Source organism: Legionella brunensis (assembly GCF_001467025.1).
GTDB lineage: Bacteria > Pseudomonadota > Gammaproteobacteria > Legionellales > Legionellaceae > Tatlockia > Tatlockia brunensis.
Window position 1 is genome coordinate 94564 of sequence record NZ_LNXV01000033.1, and the last position, 20028, is coordinate 114591.

Consider the following 20028-nt stretch of genomic DNA (forward strand, 5'->3'; position numbering starts at 1 on the left):
TAAATACTTGTTTCAATGTGCATTAAATGCTATTATTGCTCAACAATTTATCAATAGAGATGTTTATGACGGATGTTGTCATTGTCGGCGGTGGACCAATAGGTCTAGCTCATGCCTGGGGTATCAAAAAACTAAATCCTAATCTTGAAATCGTAGTACTGGAAAAATACGAAGAATACCAACGTAAACATACTTTGGTTATGCAGCACGAGCAACTGAAAAAATTGATGGAGGCCACAGAGACAACTGAAGACCCTACATTAGTGGCTCTACTAAACAGACTGAAAAAAGATCCCCACATCCGCACCAATGAGCTTGAACAAATCTTTAAAAAAATGGCTCAAAATCTGGGAGTTAAAATAGTCAATGAAGAAGTTAAGCAAGAAACCATTCATGAACAAATTTTTGATAAATATCCTAAGGCTCGTTTAGTTATTGGTGCCGATGGAACTCACAGTGTCGTGAGTAGAGCTTTATTTGGAGAAGATAATCAGGTTAAACATGAATTTGATTATGTACTCCAACTACGCTATGAGGTTAAGGGAGAGAAAAAAGCAGGTGCTATCAGTACTATTGATTTCTACCAGGAAATGGCTCGTCAGGGCTTGATTGCTAATGAATATGTTGGCAGTTTTGCTGATGGAAAAACACCTATCACCATGCAAATGATGATCTCCAAGCAAGCTTTTGAAGCCCTTAAAACTGCTACCTCTAAAAACCCCATTACTCCTTTTGCCGATTCTGGAAACAGTACACAAGATGATGCAAATAAAATCTCTGAGCGTAAGCCTGACGAACTACCGGAAGAAATTAAGCGCTTCATTTATCGTTACCTGGCGCAAAAAATCAAATCGGGTGACCACGAGCAGATAGATTATAATTCCATTCGTGTTAGTGTTAATGAGGCTCCCGCAACACACGCCAAGCAAGTAGCTCAGCAAGCAAATCATACTTTTGGAGATGTCGTTATATCTTTAGGTGGTGATGCCGGCTTAGGCTTGTCTTATTTCAAAGGCTTAAATGCAGGACTTGAGTCTACTGCACAATTTCTAGCCTATTTAAAACCGCTTATCAAACAAGGGCTTCCTGATGCTTCAAAGATTAATGAAGCACTCGCTCCTTATCAAGATTGGTTTCTAAATAATTTTGTTCCAAGAAAGATAAAAGAAGTTGCTGACTATAGCACTTATCGTATACGAAGCGTATGGAAAGGCATTCAAATAATCCAAAGTATTAAAACAGCTTCTACCTTTGATGATGAGGATGGTGATACTCAAGAAAATATTATTGCCGATTATTTTAAATTACTGGCAAAAAATGCTGCCGCCGAATCTGACAGCAATGTGGCTTGGCGTGCCTATCCGCATCGAGCTTATGATCCTGTTAAACTAGGTCAATTTTCTTATGTGCCCATCCAACATACTCTACGCAAAATTGCCAAACTGTTTATTGATTATTTTAAGCCCTACAAATCAGATTTTCAGTTAAGACAGGATTTTAAACAACCTCTGGTGGGCTTCAATAACACTGGAGTAGGATTAGCTAAAATTATTGTAGGTCTCTTTACTTTAGACATAAGACGTTTTGGTGATGGCGTATTTACTCTACTTAGAGGAGCGATAGAGCTTGCTACCTGGCCACTTGCCTGGTTTGTAAAACCAATTACCCGTGGAATTGCAACTTTAATTAGCAACCCACTCAAAATTGAAACTAATAAAGGAATGCAGAATCTGGCTGTATACGGACAAAATTACTTAAATCAAGTAGAAGAAGACAGTGACCTGTCTCCGCAAAAAGTACATGAGCTACTTGCCGTGTGTAATGACCTACACCGCAAATACAGCAAAGGAATTCAGCGCAGCCAGGCGACTAATATTGCCGTCGCCGAGGAAGAAGCTCTATTTAAAGCCACTAAAGTAGACATCAATAATCACATCCCGCGTGAAGCCTTAAGGACATATTTTAATCTTTTCCGAGCGAAAGCACCTGAAGAGAAAAAAGAAGCGCCCAAGAACGATCCCACACCAAACTTGTAAGAGCAAATTGTGCTATTTGCCATTGTAAATAGCACAGCTATCCTTGATTACCTCATTGAACGGATTTAGTGTCAGCCTGTACAAATCATACTTCCATACAGGCTTTTTTATATCCTCTAGCGAATTAAAAGCCAGAGGACAGGGTGAATTGGAAGATTTGTTGATTATCAAACGGCTGTTTATTCAACGGTTTGGCAACGCTAAACGCTAATGGCCCAAATGGCGAGCGCCATTCAACACCAACCCCTGCAGAATAGCGTAAAGGACCTTCGCCAAAACCACTAAAGGCAATTGGTGTACCGCGTATAAAGACGTTACCCGCATCAGCAAAAATGGTCGTCCTGACATTATCACGACTCAATGGATAAGGAAGAATAAGTCCCGCACTACCATTGACCAGGAAGTTTGCTCCTATCGCATTACCATTACTATCTTGTGGACCCAAAGAATAGCTTTCATAACCACGAACTTGTCCTGGAGATGCAATACCACCGGCATAATAGTTTTCAAAAAATGGCAAGCCATTTCCTTTAAAAGTATTTCCATACCCAACATTACCTAACAGCGTAAAGATAAAACCACTGACTACTGGTTGATACCAATGCGCCTGATAACTGGTTTTGTAATAAGATAGCGAATTGGAAGAAGCAGGGAGGGCAAAAAGAACACTTGCTTGCTGATTTAAACCTCTTGTCGGGAATGGAATTTGATCATAGCTATTACGATTCCACCCTGTTACCAAACGAATCTCATGAAAATCGCGTCCGTATTGATTCACGAAATTCTGAATTTGCACAACTGAACCAGCTGATTTTATCCGCAAATCTTGATAGCCGTAGCCAAATTGGAAGCTACTTTTTTCTGTAAGTAGCAAATTGTAATTCACGTCTAAACCAAAGCGATCTGAGGAATAAGCGGAAACGTCTAATTTCTTCGGATCAACCGTTTGGAAATAAAAGTTAATTCCACGGCCAACTCCGGTATTGGTATAAAAAGGATTGTAGTAGTTTAATGAATAATCTTGTCCCCAATAACTAGCATTAAAACCTACTCCGATAGAGCGCCCAGTTCCCATAAAGTTATGCTGGTTAAAGGCAGCATTAAATTGCGGTCCATTGGTACCATAACCAAGTGATGCCGTTGCCTCCGCTGAAGGAGCTTCTTCAACCTCAACATCCAAATCAACCTGGTTATTCGTACCAGGAACTGGTGTTGTTTTGACATTCACATTTTTCAAATAACCCAAAAGACGTAATTGTCTTTCAGACTCTTTAATATTATGCAGGGATAGTACCGCACCTTCATTCTGGCGAATGACATTACGTAATACATAATCTCCAGTTTTCGTGTTACCACGGAAATTAATACGCCGGACATAAACATGACGTCCTGGCTCTACAATAAATGTAATAAAGACCGTTTTATTGTTTTCATCAATACGCGGCTCGGCATTAATCGCAGGGAATCCATAGCCAATATCACCGAGTGCTAAACCAATGGCAGAAATACTTTCGGTGACTTTTTTGCGCGAAAATACGCTACCCTGCTTAACTAGAATCAACGAATCTATTTTTTCTTTAGGTAAAATAGTTTTTCCTACTACTGAATATCCTGCAAAACGATATTGTGGACCTTCATCAACATGAATATTGATATAGACATCTTTTTTATCTGGAGACAATAAGACTTGAGAAGAGACGATATTGAACTTTAAATATCCCCTATCAAGATAAAATGAACGTAGTGCCTCTAATGAAGCGTCCATTGCCGATTTTGAGTATTGGTCTTTTTTAGTAAAGTAAGTAAATATACTACTTTCTGTTAGGGACATCTCCGGCATTAATTCACTTTTCGAGAAATCATGATTTCCAATAAATTTAATTTCTTTAATTCGTGAAACACGGCCTTCAGAAATATTAATGCTAATGGCAACACGGTTTTCAGTTAGCGAGCTCACATTCGTTTCAATTCGTGCGTTATATTTACCACGCGCATTATAAGCTTGCTTTAATTCTTTTTCTAAACGCTCAAGTGACGCTCTCTGAAAAACACGCCCTTTCACCAATCCCATTGACTTAAGCAATTCCTTCAACTTGTCGCTGGGTATTTCTTTATTTCCGGTAATTGTAATAGAACCAATCGTTGCCCGTTCAACAACATTAACAATTAGGGTATTTCCTTGTCGCTCAAGGGAGACCGATTGGAAAAAACCTGTATCATATAGGGCTCTAATGATCTGCGCTGTGGAGCCAGGCCCCACCTCTTCCCCTACTTGAACAGGTAGATAGTTTAAGACAGTACCGGTACTAACGCGCTGCAAACCAGTAATTTTGATGTCACGTACAATAAATCCTTCCGCTGCACTGCTATAAGCAGACCAAGCTAACATTGACGAACAACAAACACCCAAAATAATTTTTTTACTGACTTTCTTCATTATTATTTTACGTCCAGGACTACGGAATACATTCTGGAATAAATCCAGCGAGAAATATAAATTGCCACCCTTTTATAGGAACTAACTGGACCTGTCAAGAAATCGATTGGCCAGAATTTGTAATTTCTGGAGTAGATTGAATAGTAAAATATTGACTTTGAGCATGTTACAAAAAAGTATATGAATAAAATCAAAACACTAGTTTCACTCTAGGAGTCTACTTACATTTCGCTAGCTTGAGACAAATTGACTTGATTTTTGAGTACCGAAGCACAACATACACGAAGTATGTGAGCATCGGAGCGCAGAAAATCAAGTCAATTTGGCTAAGAGAGTAGAAATGTAAATAGACTCTAACCAATCAATCGTGACAAATCATTACTTAATGCCAAAATCATCAAAGCGACCAAGAAAACTAAACCTAAATAAATACCAAATGATTTAATTTCATCTGAAAGTGGGCGCCCTCGAATAATTTCGACTATACAGTACAATAAATGTCCCCCATCCAACATAGGGATAGGTAATAAATTTAACACTCCTAAACTAATACTCACTAAAGCCAAAAAAGATAAATAATATGCTAAGCCGCTACGAGCAGACTCACCAGCTCCTTGAGCTATACCTACTGGACCACTAATTGTTTTAAGCCCTAATTTGCCTGTTGCAAACCGACCAATAAGCGAAAAAGTTGCTCCTGTAAGTTCTATCGTCTGTGAGAAAGCAGTTCCCAGGGCCTCTATAGGCCCTTGACGTTGAAATCGTAACCATTCTGGGGGCCAATTCACCTTTTGCGAACGCACGCCGAGAAAACCTTCTTTATTCCCCCCCTCAGTTTTTGTACCGATTTGAACTTGTAGGGTGTGGTTTTTTCCTTGTCTTAGAATAGCAAGTATTAAAGAGTCGTTTGGATGTTGCCTTACATAATCCACCAAGTCTAACCAATCATTTAAAGGTTTACCATTCATTCGTTTAATCACATCGCCGATTTGCAAGCCTGCTCTCTGAGCAGGAGAGTCTGCCACAACCTCACCAACGATAGGGGGTATGTTAGGAATAAAGGGTACTATTCCCAAGCTTCCTAGAGGGTCGGGATTTTTTGCATCCATTTCCCACTGACTTAATGGCAAGGCTAATGATTTAAGCTTGCCATCTCTGAGTGATTTGACAGTAATATCTACGGTTTCATCACTGCCCAATAGAGGCATTAAAGCAAATTGAAAATCCCGCCAACTACCAACTTCGTTATTATTTAAAGCTAAAATTTCCTGTTTTGCTTCTAGACCAGCAATGGCAGCAATACTATTAGGCTTCACTTTCTCAATCATTGGAGCCAAGGATTGAATTCCGATGACTAAAACAAGCCACAGGGCAAAGAAAGCAAGAAGAAAATTGAATAGCGGCCCTGCCACAACAATAGCGATACGTGCCCATACAGATTTGTTATTGAACGCAAGATGCCGCTCATCTTCACTGACTTCGCCTTCAGTTTCATCAAGCATTTTTACATAGCCCCCGAGTGGAAACAGCGACCATGCATACTCAGTACCCTTTTTATCATGCCAACGAGCAAGTACTTTACCAAAGCCAAAAGAAAAACGTAAAACTTTGACACCACACCAACGTGCCACAATAAAATGACCATACTCGTGCACGGTAATCAGCACTAGCAGGGCTAGGAAAAAATAAAATAAGGTTGAAACCATATTATGTTCCAGGCGCTAAAAAGCGTAATCCAAAATAAAATAACGGCGACGCAGCAATTAAGCTATCTAAACGATCGAGTACGCCACCATGCCCCGGTAATAAATGCCCGGTATCTTTCAGTTTAGCTCTTCTTTTAAGGATACTAATAAATAAATCACCCAAAATTGATATTAATGCTGTTACTGCTGCAATGAAAAACCAAATCGCAGGTGATTGTGGTTGAAAATAAAAATATCCGCCAACAGCCAAAAGCATAGAAAGAATAAATCCCCCTAAAGAACCTTCTATAGTTTTGCCAGGGCTTACAGCAGGTATTAATTTATGGCGTCCCCATTGCTTTCCAGATAAATAAGCGCCTATATCTGCTGCCCAAATTAAGAACAAGAGATAAAGAATTAATGCCTTCCCATGCTCCTGATGATGTATTCTAATCATACTTTGCGCAAACAAAGGCAGTACAACTAAGCCACCGATAGCGACTACCCAAGAATAACCCCATACGGCTTGGGATGCAGGAAAATAGACTACGGCAATTAAAATTAGCAACCAAAGCACTAAACCAGTTAATAGCCAATAATTAAATCCATATTGGTACAACCAAGCAAGAACAAACAAGGTAATGATAAAAGCAATTTTAGTCCACCCTCGATGAGCGGGTATTAACTGTAGCCATTCAAGAGCACATCCTAAAAGAAGTACTATCACAATGCTAGCAAATATCAGATTAGTTGCATAATAAAGGGCAACAAGAACTAAAGGCACTAAAACTAAAGTGGTTAAAAGACGTTGTTTAAACATGTTTTGCCTTATTGAGTTGCTGAGAGGTTTTTCCATAACGCCGCTCACGTTGACTGTAACTTTTCAATGCTTTTTTAAATTCCTCAGCAGTAAAGTCAGGCCAATGAATATCAGTAAAATACAGTTCTGTGTAGGCTAACTGCCATAAAAAGAAGTTACTGATCCTTTGCTCGCCACTTGTCCGTATAAATAAATCTGGATCAGGCAAACTATGGGTACTGAGAGCCTGGGCCAATAAAGATTCATTGATAGCATCTACTCCCAATTCACCGTCACGAACTCGCAAAGCAATATTTCTAGTTGCCTGAACAATATCCCATTTACCGCCATAGTTAACGACAACATTAAGGATTAAACGCTCATTATCAGTAGTAAGCCTCTCAGCAGCCAACATCTGTTCCTGCAATTTTTGTGATAAGCCCGCTCTGTCACCGGTAAAATGCAAGCAAATGCCATGTTGATGCAACTCCTGCACTTCATGTCCAAGAGCCTCCATGAAAAGTTGCATAAGAAATTCAACTTCATTTTCTGGTCTGGACCAATTTTCACTACTAAAAGCAAATAAACTTAAAACAGGAATCTGAGCTTGTAAACAACAACGAATCACGGTCTTTACTGCCTCAACCCCGGCACGATGCCCCTCAACTCTTAGCAATCCACGGCTTTGTGCCCAACGGCCATTGCCATCCATTATGATGGCAACATGTTGGGGTATTATATCATTCAACCCATTCATCCAACATTCAAAATGGAGGATAGTCTAACCGCTTTAGAACAAAATATTAAGTACTGTAAACCAAGCTAATAAATTCAACAATCTTTGACTTAGAGCTCAAAGCTCTATGCCTTAGGAAATTTGTATCTTTGGATACTATATCTAAGAGCTTATTAATTAATTCGCTAAAAATGGGACAATAGCCTTTTATTTACGAGCAGCAAAGCACAGAAAATAAAGGTTAGTGTTCATTTTTAGTAGCGCTAAGGAATATTCTGCAAGAATCATCTGCCTGGACCCAAAAGCAGTATATAATGATGTTTTTACGCCGATGAGAATTTGTAATGCAAAAAAACGCACCACTCGTGTTAATTATTCTTGACGGTTGGGGTTATCGAGAGGAAACCACCCATAATGCGATAGCTTTAGCGAACACACCACAATGGGATCAATGGTGGTCGACTTATCCCCATATCTTACTTGATGCATCAGGCCATCAAGTTGGCTTACCTGATGCACAAATGGGTAACTCTGAAGTAGGTCACATGCATATTGGTGCAGGACGAATTATTCCTCAAGATTTTACCCGTATCAATGATGCTATCCTAAACGGTGAATTTGTGAGCAATCCTATATTTTTAGAACTTATTCAAGCGATGAAACTTCAAGGAAAACGCTTGCATGTTATGGGACTGCTCTCTCCAGGAGGTGTTCACAGTCATGAAAATCATTTGTTTGCTTTTTTAGCCCTATGTCATGAACATAATTTTAGGGACGTTTGCCTGCATCTTTTTCTTGATGGCCGAGACACCCCTCCGCAAAGTGCACTTCAAAGTCTTCAAAGACTTAATCTGCACCTTGCTAAATATCCTGTAGCAACAATCAACTCTATTACGGGCCGATATTTTGCTATGGATCGCGATCAACGCTGGGAGAGAATTGCCCCCGTATATCGCCTACTCACTGAAGGGCAAAGTAATTTTCAATTTGCAACCGCCGAGGCCGCAATTGAGAGTTTCTATGCTGAGAAAAAGTTTGACGAATTCGTACCACCTACCCGAATTGGTGACTATCATCCTATTGAAGAAGGTGATGCCATATTCTTTTTTAATTTTCGCGCCGATCGTGCTCGTCAATTAACACAATCTTTTGTTAACGAATTCTTCGATGGCTTTATCCGCACGAAACAACCGCTGCTTTCTCATTTTGTCACCATGACACAATATGCAAAAAATCTAATTACAGAATGCGCTTTCCCACCAATGATATTAAAGAATACCCTAGGGGAGCTTTTTGCAAATGCCGGATTAAATCAATTACGTATCGCCGAGACTGAGAAATATGCCCATGTTACTTTTTTCTTCAATGGTGGTTCAGAGCATGTTTTTGCAAATGAAGACAGGGTTCTTATTCCTTCACCACGTGTGGCAACCTATGATTTACTCCCTGAAATGAGTGCACCAGAACTGACGCATGCTCTAGTAGACGCTATTAATAGTGAAGCCTATGATGTCGTCATTTGTAATTATGCCAATGCGGATATGGTAGGCCATACAGGCGACTTAAATGCGACTGTAAAAGCAATTGAGTGTCTGGATAAATGCCTGCACAATGTATGGCAAGCAATCAGTGAGAAAGGCGGAGCCATGCTTATTACAGCCGATCACGGGAATGCCGAGGCCATGTTTGACGAGACCACCAGTCAAGCGCATACGGCCCATACTTGCCAACCAGTCCCTTTTCTTTTTATTGGGGATAAATGGCATTTTACGCATTCTCAAGGCAGTTTAATTGATGTCGCCCCAACAATGCTGGCATTATTGGGCATTGAAAAACCCGGTGAAATGACTGGGGAAGCTTTATTGGCGGAAAATGAATGATTTCAAAATTTAAAATTTTTGCACTTTTTTTATGGCGCACAACATTACTAATAACTCTATTGGCAACTACAGCAACAACAATCTGGGCTGAAAGTGCCACTATTGTACAAACAAAAACCAAGTTAAAAGCATTAGATAATCAAATTAATCAACTTAAACAAACATTGGCTAACGCGAACGACAAACGAGGAGTTCTTAATCAAGAGCTAGCAGGAACAGAAAAACAAATTGGTGAAGGAATTCGGCAACTGAGAACAATTCAAACTGGCATGGAATCAAAGCAACATAAAATTATCAGCTTACAGCAGCATCTCAATGATTTAAATAAACAATTAGTTACTCAGCAAAAATTACTTGCAGCACATGTTCAAACTCGCTACAAAATGGGTCAATACGAACCTCTAAAATGGTTAATTAATCAAGATGAGCCCTATGCAGTAAGTCGCTTATTAACTTTTTATCAATACTTAATTCAATCGCGACAAAATATTATTGATCAAATTGACGCCACAAAGCGCAATATTACTCTTAATCAAAACTCCTTAAAACAAGAACTTACAGAACAGCAACAATTGCAAGAAGAGCTCAACAAACATCAACAAGAACTTGAACGTAATAAACGTTATCACACTGCAGTTATTCAGTCTTTAAATCATGAAATTCAGTCTAAACAGCATAAGTTAGATGAATATGAACGTAACAAAGATAACCTTACCAGCTTATTAAAAACTTTGGCAGTACAAAGCAGCATGCAGGCAAAAAGACCGTTTACCCAGATGCGCCATAAATTACCAAGACCTGTAGCGACTAATGGTCAAGCCTCCCAAAAATTGAATCAGGGCGTGACATTTTTTGCCGCAGAAGGTACGCCTGTCACTGCCGTATATCCAGGGAAAGTTGTCTTTAGTGATTGGTTAAATGGTTATGGGTTATTATTAATAATTGATCACGGCCAAGGCTTTATGACGCTCTACGCACACAATCAATCTCTATTTAAATCAAAGGGCAGCAGTGTTTTTCAAGGGGAGCAAATTGCCGCAGTGGGCCACAGCGGCGGACTTAAACAAAACGGACTATACTTCGAAGTAAGGCATCGAGGTAAAGCGGTTCCACCGCTTGAATGGTTGTCTTAGAGATTGTTTAATAAATTCTTAGACTGAAGCAACAAATTATCAGGATTTATTTTGGATGTGCATTGATAGCCAAGCCCCGGAAGTTCTAAGTCAAATACGACAATAATCAGGGAGTTAGAATTTATTACCAATCCTCTTAATGGCCTTGGCATTTATATTGCTATATGTACTTATACCCGGAGATGGCCGCTTGTTGCGTGCCAACCTACCTAGGAGAACAGTATGCACAACAAACGGTTTTATTATAAAGCCATAGTCGCTTTAGTCACAACAGCTTTTCTTTTCCCTGCACCAGGATTTACAGCTGCTGCCGAGGCCACAAGCACTACTGAGGATACTGCAGCTACCAAAAGAATTCCTATGGAAGATGTCCAACGCTTTTCCAATGCAATTGGTCAAATTAAAAAATATTATGTCAAACCAATTGATGACAAAGAATTATTTGATAATGCAATCCGTGGCATGCTAAACGGACTTGATCCTCACTCCACCTACCTTGACGAAGATGCTTTTAAAGAATTGCAAACCTCAACAAGTGGTGAATTTGGGGGTTTAGGTATCGAGGTAACCATGGAAGATGGTGTCGTTAAAGTAGTCACTCCTTTAGTAGATACCCCCGCTTTTAAAGCAGGCATAAAAGCAGGCGACTATATTGTTAAGCTCGGCACACAATCAGTACAAGGTATCTCTTTAAAAGAAGCTGTCGAATTAATGCGGGGAAAAGAAGGCACCACACTTGATTTAACCATCTTACGTAAAGGCGAAAGCAAACCTCTTGTTTTCTCCGTTGTCCGTGAAAAAATCTTAATTAAAAGTGTTAAAAGTAAATTACTTGATGATGGTTATGGCTATGTTCGCCTAACACAATTCCAAGCCATGACTGGCGAAGATATGGAAAAAGCCATCGCTCAGCTTAAACAACAAGCCGGCGGTAAATTAAAAGGCCTTATTCTTGACTTACGTAACAACCCTGGCGGCTTATTAGACTCAGCTATTCAGGTGTCTGATGCTTTTATTGATTCAGGTAAAGATGGTAAACCTGAATTGATTGTCTATACACAAGGACGCCTGCCTGGCTCTAAATTTACCGCTTTAGCCAATCCAGGTGATATTTTGGATAATGCTCCATTAGTAGTTTTAATTAATAATGGTTCTGCTTCTGCTTCTGAAATTGTTGCCGGCGCTTTAAAAGATAACAAACGAGCTATAATTCTCGGTACACAAAGTTTTGGTAAGGGTTCAGTACAAACTGTACTTCCTCTTGATGAAAAACGCGGCATAAAATTGACCACAGCCTTGTACTACACACCTGCTGGAACCTCTATTCAAGCAAAAGGTATTACTCCTGATATCGTTGTTGAGGAAATAACTGTCCCTAAAGCAGATTCAAATAAAGCAGATGCATTTGCAGGGTTTAGTGAAGCTGATTTAAACGGTCATCTACTTAATAAGAATGAAAACGGCGTCGAACAAAAAAATGTTGCCTCTTCTAAAGATGACGACACTTTACTTCATGAAGATTATCAATTGTATGCAGCCCTAACAATCTTAAAAGGATTAGCAGTTGCTAAACGCTAATCCAGGCAATAAAAAACCATAGGTTGATGTGACCTGTGGTTTTTTTTACTGTTAATAATTGGCTTACCTCCCACATTTTATGAGATAATTCTAGCTTGTGATTTATTTTTAAAGTTTTATGCGTTTTTTCAAAATTTTCTCTCTTCTCGCGCTGTTGGATTACCAATCTCTAGTTTTTGCTAATATTGACAGTCAATTTAATCACATTAAAAAAGACCCTAATGCTTTATATGCTTTTTTAAAAGCAATGCCTAAAGGGGGAGAATTGCATTATCACTTAGCCGGCGGCGCATATCCTGAAACAATGCTGGAGCAAGCCAGTCGAGGAAAATATTGTCTAAACCAAGACACTTTTGCATTAACTAAAATTATCGAAGATTGTCATGGAGTGCCCATTCAAGAGCTAACTAATCAACCTGAAATTTACGAAAAAACCATTGAAGCTTGGTCCATGAAAAATTTTCATTCCCAACGAGAATCAGGGCATGATCATTTCTTTAATAGTTTTAATAAATTTATGCCGGTTGTTATCGGCTATAGCCCAGAATTACTCGCAGAAATTATGCAACGGGCTGCAGAGCAACATGAACAATATCTGGAAGTTATGATTTTACCTGATAATGCCAACTCAACCAGTTTTGGTACCCCGCAGTTATTGAGTGCTCCCCTGACTACAGTCAAAGAACAACTATTGGCAAACCCCGACTTTCAAAAAAATATTCAATTCACAATTGCTGAAGCCACATCTCTTTTGGAAAAAACTAGAAATAACTTAGGTTGTGAACAAAAACCCAGCCAAAACGTTTGCCAATTGACTGTGAAATTTCAATATTATGTACTGCGCGAGCAACCTTTGGAAAAAGTATTTTCTCAGGCCCTTAATGGTTTTGCAGCAGCAGCAAAGTCTAAAGATCTTGTTGCTATTAATTTAGTACAACCCGAAGATGGCTTTATTTCTCTGCGAGATTACCACAAACAGATGGAAATTTTTGCTTTCTTGCATAAAGCGTATCCTACTGTTCATCTCAGTTTACACGCAGGCGAGCTAGCACCCAGTGATGTACTGCCTACTGCATTGAATTTTCACATTAGTGAGGCTGTCAACATTGCGCATGCAGAGCGCATTGGACACGGTGTCGATATCGCATATGAAGATAATGCCGAGGAACTTTTAAAATATATGGCCAATAAAAAGATTGCCGTGGAAATCAATTTAACCAGTAATCGTAAGATTCTTAATATTTTTGGGAAAAAACACCCTTTGCGCTACTACTTAGCCCATAAAGTACCCGTCGTGCTCTCTACCGATGATGAAGGTATATTACGTACTAATTTGACCCAAGAATATGTAGAGGCAGTACTCAATCATGATATTGACTATCCAACCCTAAAAATGATTAATCGTAATGCCCTAACTTACAGTTTCTTACCCGGCAAAAGTTTGTGGCTTGATCCAGCAAACACGAAACCCGTCAAAGAATGCGAAGCTCGACACAGCTCAAATTGCCTTGAGTTTATCAAGACAAGTGAGAAAGCAAAGCTCCAATGGCAGTTGGAAGAAAAATTAGCGCAATTTGAAAAAACGTATGAACAGTAAATTTGCTAAGACTATTAGCTAGAGCCTAAGCCATATGCAGCTCGTTTTTCTTCATTTTCTACTGTAAGTGGTGACAACTTTGCATTTATTGGATGAGTTTTTTTAGGCAGTAATATTTCACCAAGTTTGAGTAATCCATTATGGATATAACGGACTAACCGATGCGAAGACATAATTGATAGATGACCATGACGATCAAATATCACCTTAGAATCAGGTTCCTTCGCCACATAATCTGCAACGTAAGCTGCCTCAGGCAAGACAACAGCATCCTGTTTTGCAGCGATGAAACGGTATTTATCACTAGTTTCGCTAATGCTTTGATTAAGCTCCTTTAATAAATCACTATTAATTTCCATCTGAGCCACAGAAGTAGAAAATAAAGACAGTGGTCTTATTGCCAAATAAGAGCCACCAAAAGGCGCACAAATGGAATACAGTAAATGAACGTTAATCCCGAATTGTGATGCGCGATATTGAGCCGCATGAGCAGTTATTACTCCGCCTCTTGAATGCCCCATAAAAATGACATGCTTATGACCATTTTCTACTACTTTTTTGATTAATTCTTTGGAGAAATATTTAATCCCTTTCCCTTGATACCTACTATCAAAAGCAACTAAATGAATGGCTGAAATATAATCGGGAAGCCCTTCTTGCATGAGTCGTTCAGCTATCCGCGAAAAGGAACCAGGTTGATCAGCAGTGCCATGCACACAATAAATAACAACCCCTTGTCGAAGAGTAGGATCATCAGTATCAGGCGCTTTAAAGTTAGGGTTATGGTAGATGATGTCGCCAGACATGAGCGTCGTAAGCCAATAGTAAGTATGTGCTATAGCACCTGTTGTGCTTACTGGTTGCTTATCTTGGATAAATTTCCAAAAAGAAGAAAACATGTCAACCTCCCTATTGAGCAATTCCTATGATGATTGGACAATCCTTAATTTCACAAAGCCAACAATTTACATCGTAACGAATATTAACCGCCCTGGGAAGTTACACTTTGTCGTATAAACAGTTTGTATTTGAGATTTTTGAACAATCACAGAATTATACGCACCAGAAAAAGAACAGAGGGTCAATGTGGACCCAGTCCTAGAATCTATTTTACTAGTTGGCAACATAACGTAAATTAGGGAGTAACGATTAGCATTTTTATATACAAACAGTATTTAACTTGACGTTCACAAGTTCTGATGTAGGCTCAGAACTTTGAAAGGCGATGGGTTTATATATTCTTGATATTGAAAAAAAACAGGGAAATTTAAATAGTTTTTCCATAGGTTTTTTCCAGTTAAATATTTTCTGATGATTGCCATCATAACCAATATTATTAAATATTATAGTTGCCATTCTAATCAACGTCGTTCCGGGACACCAGTTTGTGCCCAAATAGCTAATAATAGTTAGTATCAGTTCAGTAGGCAGCGAAACCAATGGACTTGCCACCTGCCCTCTACCCTGTGCCAGAACACTCAATGTTAGCGCTAATTTGCTGATTTTCTCTTGAAAATTTGCAGCCATTTTTTGATCAAGACGTTTGCGTGTAGCAAACGTATAGGTATTGCCTTGTATATTGATAGCATCAACATCGTTATTTTCAATAAACGCTTTAATTCCTTTATCAGAAATATGATTGTGACTTATATTTAATTCACTAACCCGAAGCTGGCTCGCTAATAAGCATGCACCTTCATCACCCAACTTGTTATTTGCCAGATTTAATCGCGCTAAATGGGTATTAGAAACAAGCGCCTTTAATAGCATTTGAATATCAACTACAGTGAGCTGCTGATTACTAAGGTCTAAGGTGCTTAAATGTCTAGAGTTACGGGCTAGATCTTGCAAAATTTCCTGTTTAATAGGCATGCCATGTACTCCATTTTTAATGAGATTTTGTGAGTTTTGTCAGGATCTCAGTCCAATTTAGATCCAAAAACAATCATGATGTAAATTTATTTTACATTTTACAGCTATACTTCTTCATATATATTTACTTTCAGATAAATAATATGTTTAGTAAGCTATTCTTCCCTCTCTCCAAAAAAGTACCTCAGAGTGTTAATATTCAACCTGATATTATACAGCAAAAAGCCCTAATTGATCAAAATTTACCCTTGCTTAATGACATTCAAATCCAAAAAATAACACAACGTATCAAAGAAACCCCCACCCCACCGCCTTTCTGCTTGAATAGTACGCCCGATGTGCCTTTTAGAATATTACATGATGGCACCAATACATATGTTTTATCAGACATTATTTTGGGTGCAGGCGGTGAAGGTATTATGAGGGCAGGACAATTGATTGACGCAAGCGGTAAGTCTAGTTGGCTTGCAATTAAAGAATGTTTTCCGGGTAAGGAAATGCGTGATATGGTTATACTCCTCATTACTGACGAAAATAAATTTTTGGAAAATTATGAGCACTCACTACGAATAATGTACACGAATAAACATCCAAACACTGATTATGACGAATTATCTCAAAAGGAATTAATAGAATTTTTTAGACAACAACTATCAACTGAAATAACGCCTGTGACCAAAGAAAGATCATTACAAGATGCCATGAAAAATATAACCATACTTAACGATTTGAACATTCCTGCAACAGTCTTTGCTACCGATATCTTAGTCTATTTCACCATGCCATTGCTGCGTGGCGAGGATTTAGTCATGCTCAGTGGAGCGAAAGAAAAAAATCCATCCGGCGTATTTGACGAGCTTATTGAAGCTGCTCAAAAGAATCCAGATGCAACTAAACTATATGGGTCTTTTGTAACAAGTTATGCACACGTAATAGATAGTATTATCGAACAAATATCAGAATTCCATAGGAAGAATTATCTCCACCGCGATATTAAACCCCATAATTTGATGCTTTTGGATACTGGAAAAGTACAACTAATAGATTTTGGCTCATCAGTTAAGATGCATCAAGGAGTCTACACGGCTAATGATACAGCCGTTTGCACACCTGCGTACGCATCACCACAACAAGCAGAGTTTGCAGAACTCCATCCCAAAGATGATTATAACTTTACACGAGCAGATGATATATACAGCCTAGGGATAACCCTCCAAGAATTGCATGCAAAACGAGTGATTGAAGCGATATTTAAATTGTATCCAGATTTAGAAAGTAAATTTACTGGGATGCAACAAGCTTTAACTGACTTAAATGCTTATGAACCTAAAACTCGCATGGATGCGATGGATTTCTTGGATGAAAATTTCAAGCATCTTACACAAGCCCTGGAGGTTAAGCAAGGATTGCAATTACAACATGATGACAATCACGATAAATTAATAGCGAGTATTGAACGTTACCGACTCGCTTGTTATGAAAGCAGCAGTCAAAGTAACGACGTGAACCTAATGATTGACGGTAAAGAATTTTCGTCTAAGTTTGCACATGATTTGTTAATGGGAGATCTAAGTAGTGAGACTATTGCAAATAACTTATTAACTATAAGAGAACAATATGAAGCGAATCCTCAAATGACAGCTAAGGACATTATGACCACGATGGATAACCTCAGTTTCACGAGGACATAAATCGTATTAAAGAGTTCTGTCGAAAATTTTTGCGTAATTGTAAATGACCCACTTAAGCAGACCTCATTAAACATCTATAACAAATCAGCATAAGCATCGTAATTAAAATTGAAAATTGGCTTGAAATAATTTTTCTCAGTCGAGGATGGGCCATTTTCAGGTAATGTTTTTGAAAATCGTTTATACACAAAACCCAATCGATTAAGTGATTTGACCAGCGTATTATCACAAGCATACACACCTTGTTTTTCAAACCAATCTCGCAATAGATTAATCTGCCATCCTGCTTCCTGATAGTCATATTGCTGAGGTGATTTTCCGAGTACCTCCTCAAGTTGAGATTCAATCATAGGTGCCTTCCTGGCCGGACGACCCGGTTGACTACGACTCTTAAGTTTATATAGCTCAATAGAACGCCGTAACAATACTGCATCACGACAAGGCCGCCCTGTGACAGCCCCAAACTCATTGCCGTGGCTTACTGGTTGCTTATCTTGGATGAATTTCCAAAAAGAAGAAACATGTCAACCTCTCTATTGAGCAATTCCTGTGATGATTGGACAATCCTTAATTTCACACAGCCAACAATTTATATTGTAGCGAATATTAATCGCCCTGGAAGGTTACACTTTGTCGTATAAACAGTTTGTATTTGAGATTTTTGAACAATCACAGAATAGACTTAGCGATCTTCTCGCAGATAGATTAAATGAAACTAAAGGGCATTTGAAAGAGCAGTTTTTTCTTAAGCATCCTATAGATGTAGCTAACTGTTATGTGTTTAACTACTTTTTCCAGAGCATCTTAAATAAGAACTTTTCTTGTGAAGGGTATCTATTAATTTAGAGTGCATAGTGATGAAATTTAATGTGTATTTTAAAATTTTGACTGCGTTCTTTGTGATTTTTTTAATTTTTGTTTTGGCATTTTTTAAATATTTAAATTCAGTTGAGACAGAGATAGTTATTAACGCGGGGAAAACGATGTCACAAGGGCTTTTAATTAGTTTAGAAAATGAATTAATTAAAAACCCGAAATCAAATTGGGATGACATAATAAAGAAAAAGACAGATAATCTTGTTCATCTTAGAGCAATCGACAGTCTAAAACTTACCTCGACGCAGAATAACGAATTAAATAATGGTGAGATAATTTTCTTATCAGGTACAACTTATCAATTTCTCAACTTGGTCATTGTACAACATACAGCGTATAAAAAGATTGGTAATACCTCATACGCATTAGCTTATTATTTTTCAGACCCAGACCAAGTCATTTTTTATTACATGAACCCTGCTTTAAAACAAATCGTTGAACATTTATTACTAAGGCCAAAAAATACGTGGAATAAAGAAATATTAAAACTAGAAAAAATATATGGCTTTCCCCTCCATCTTTATAAAACCAAGAGTAAAGACTTGCCAAGGAATATAGCTAATTCTTTATCAACAAAGCGTCTAGTATTTGAAACAAATAAAAACTCATCACAAATTAGTATTGTCTATTATAGTTTTAGTGGTGGAATACTCAAAATTGGCCCGCTCAGCTATTTACCAATTACGGCAAGAATTAGTGATGTAATGAATTATTTTATAATAGCTTTCTTTTTCTTATCTCTTTGTCTTATTACATTTTTCTCACTGCTTTTTGTGAGGAATATGAAGAAGGTATATCAGATAACTAAAAATTTTAGTCAAGGTAATTTTGACTTTCATCGGAAAATAGGCACTACCTCTGTTTTGTATGGACTTTATATAAATATCATTCACATGGGTAAACGATTAAAAGAACTAATTGAATCACATAAACAAATGTGCCGATTTGTCGCGCATGAAATTAGAACTCCTTTGTCAACCATACAAATGGCGACGGATAGTATTAAAAGGAAAAATGCAGCGGATGCCTTACTCAATAAACAAGTGAGCAGCATACAAGAAGATATTGCAGACATAAATCGCATCGTCAGCACTTTTTTGATTTACTCAAAAATGCATTCAAGCGAATTAAAATTAAAAAAGTCCGAGACAGATATCATTGTTTGGTTAAGAAAGTTACTAGAGTCTTATTCTTCATCGATATTTGAAATTACATTTCATGTTAAAGAATTAAATTCTTTAAAGGCATATATAGATGAAAATATTTTAAAGCATGCTGTTACTAATTTGATTACAAATGCCATGAAATTTGCAGTGTGTCATATTGCTTTAACTATTTTTCTGGATGATAGTCATATTGTAATTCACGTAGATGATGATGGCCCTGGCTTGCCCAATGATGGCGTGGATGACATTTTTTCTGAATATACGATTGCCGAAGGCGCCGAAATTGGAGATAAACATATTGGGTTAGGATTAGCTATTGTTAAAAAAGTTGTTAATCTCCACGGAGGAAAGGTCATAGCTACACAATCACCAACATTAAAAGGCGCTAGATTCACAATGGTATTTCCACAATATTCTTATGAATGTCAACAACCATAAAAATTACATTTTGCCGGGAGAGTGTTCATCTAACTGTGTCACCTCATTGATTATCTAAGTCTCAGGTTCATACGGTCTTCAAAATAAATATGAAGCTGAGACGC

Annotated in this window: 14 protein-coding genes; 7 read left to right on the forward strand and 7 right to left on the reverse strand. The window is 38.2% G+C overall.

Annotated features, from left to right (window positions below):
* The first annotated feature begins 65 nt into the window (after window positions 1-65).
* Window positions 66-2036, forward strand: a complete 1971-nt coding sequence (locus tag Lbru_RS11755; RefSeq protein ID WP_238583879.1) for an FAD-dependent oxidoreductase — start codon at window positions 66-68, stop codon at window positions 2034-2036.
* 124 nt (window positions 2037-2160) lie between these two features.
* On the opposite strand, the gene bamA is transcribed toward Lbru_RS11755, so the two are convergent.
* From bamA to Lbru_RS11775, 4 genes are all read right to left on the reverse strand, one after another.
* Window positions 2161-4473, reverse strand: a complete 2313-nt coding sequence (gene bamA / locus Lbru_RS11760; protein ID WP_058442331.1) for an outer membrane protein assembly factor BamA — start codon at window positions 4471-4473, stop codon at window positions 2161-2163.
* 353 nt (window positions 4474-4826) lie between these two features.
* The gene (rseP, locus tag Lbru_RS11765; RefSeq protein WP_058442332.1) at window positions 4827-6179 is read right to left on the reverse strand and encodes an RIP metalloprotease RseP; all 1353 of its coding nucleotides are present in this window, start codon (window positions 6177-6179) and stop codon (window positions 4827-4829) included.
* A gap of 1 nt (window position 6180) precedes the next feature.
* The gene (locus Lbru_RS11770; RefSeq protein ID WP_058442333.1) at window positions 6181-6978 is read right to left on the reverse strand and encodes a phosphatidate cytidylyltransferase; all 798 of its coding nucleotides are present in this window, start codon (window positions 6976-6978) and stop codon (window positions 6181-6183) included.
* Window positions 6971-7705 carry an isoprenyl transferase gene (locus Lbru_RS11775; protein ID WP_131793529.1) on the reverse strand — a complete coding sequence of 245 codons (735 nt, stop codon included), beginning with the start codon at window positions 7703-7705 and terminating at the stop codon, window positions 6971-6973. The genes Lbru_RS11770 and Lbru_RS11775 overlap by 8 nt, the downstream gene beginning before the upstream one ends.
* 332 nt (window positions 7706-8037) lie before the next feature.
* Between Lbru_RS11775 and gpmI the strand changes: the two genes are divergently transcribed.
* The 4 genes from gpmI to Lbru_RS11795 all read left to right on the forward strand — a co-directional run bounded on the left by gpmI (window position 8038) and on the right by Lbru_RS11795 (window position 13881).
* Window positions 8038-9573, forward strand: coding sequence for a 2,3-bisphosphoglycerate-independent phosphoglycerate mutase (gpmI, locus tag Lbru_RS11780; RefSeq protein WP_058442335.1), 1536 nt, complete (start codon window positions 8038-8040; stop codon window positions 9571-9573).
* Window positions 9570-10706, forward strand: coding sequence for a murein hydrolase activator EnvC family protein (locus Lbru_RS11785; protein ID WP_083500909.1), 1137 nt, complete (start codon window positions 9570-9572; stop codon window positions 10704-10706). Before gpmI ends, Lbru_RS11785 begins: the two co-directional genes overlap by 4 nt.
* Window positions 10707-10928: 222 nt before the next feature.
* The gene (locus Lbru_RS11790; protein WP_058442336.1) at window positions 10929-12284 is read left to right on the forward strand and encodes a S41 family peptidase; all 1356 of its coding nucleotides are present in this window, start codon (window positions 10929-10931) and stop codon (window positions 12282-12284) included.
* 118 nt (window positions 12285-12402) lie between these two features.
* Complete coding sequence (locus Lbru_RS11795) at window positions 12403-13881, forward strand: adenosine deaminase family protein (protein ID WP_058442337.1); 1479 nt, start codon at window positions 12403-12405, stop codon at window positions 13879-13881.
* A 14-nt stretch (window positions 13882-13895) separates the two neighbouring features.
* On the opposite strand, the gene Lbru_RS11800 is transcribed toward Lbru_RS11795, so the two are convergent.
* Window positions 13896-14780 (reverse strand): alpha/beta hydrolase, encoded by an 885-nt coding sequence (locus Lbru_RS11800; protein ID WP_058442338.1) that lies wholly within the window; start codon window positions 14778-14780, stop codon window positions 13896-13898.
* Between the two features lie 259 nt (window positions 14781-15039).
* Complete coding sequence (locus tag Lbru_RS11805) at window positions 15040-15753, reverse strand: leucine-rich repeat domain-containing protein (RefSeq protein WP_058442339.1); 714 nt, start codon at window positions 15751-15753, stop codon at window positions 15040-15042.
* A gap of 143 nt (window positions 15754-15896) precedes the next feature.
* On the opposite strand from Lbru_RS11805, the gene Lbru_RS11810 reads away from it, so the two are divergent.
* Complete coding sequence (locus Lbru_RS11810) at window positions 15897-17444, forward strand: protein kinase domain-containing protein (protein WP_058442340.1); 1548 nt, start codon at window positions 15897-15899, stop codon at window positions 17442-17444.
* Window positions 17445-17518: 74 nt separating this feature from the next.
* On the opposite strand, the gene Lbru_RS11815 is transcribed toward Lbru_RS11810, so the two are convergent.
* Window positions 17519-17794: a COG3415 family protein gene (locus Lbru_RS11815; protein ID WP_058442341.1), complete on the reverse strand. Its 276-nt coding sequence runs from the start codon at window positions 17792-17794 to the stop codon at window positions 17519-17521.
* Window positions 17795-18301: 507 nt separating this feature from the next.
* On the opposite strand from Lbru_RS11815, the gene Lbru_RS11820 reads away from it, so the two are divergent.
* Complete coding sequence (locus tag Lbru_RS11820) at window positions 18302-19924, forward strand: sensor histidine kinase (RefSeq protein ID WP_058442342.1); 1623 nt, start codon at window positions 18302-18304, stop codon at window positions 19922-19924.
* The last annotated feature ends 104 nt before the right edge of the window (window positions 19925-20028 follow it).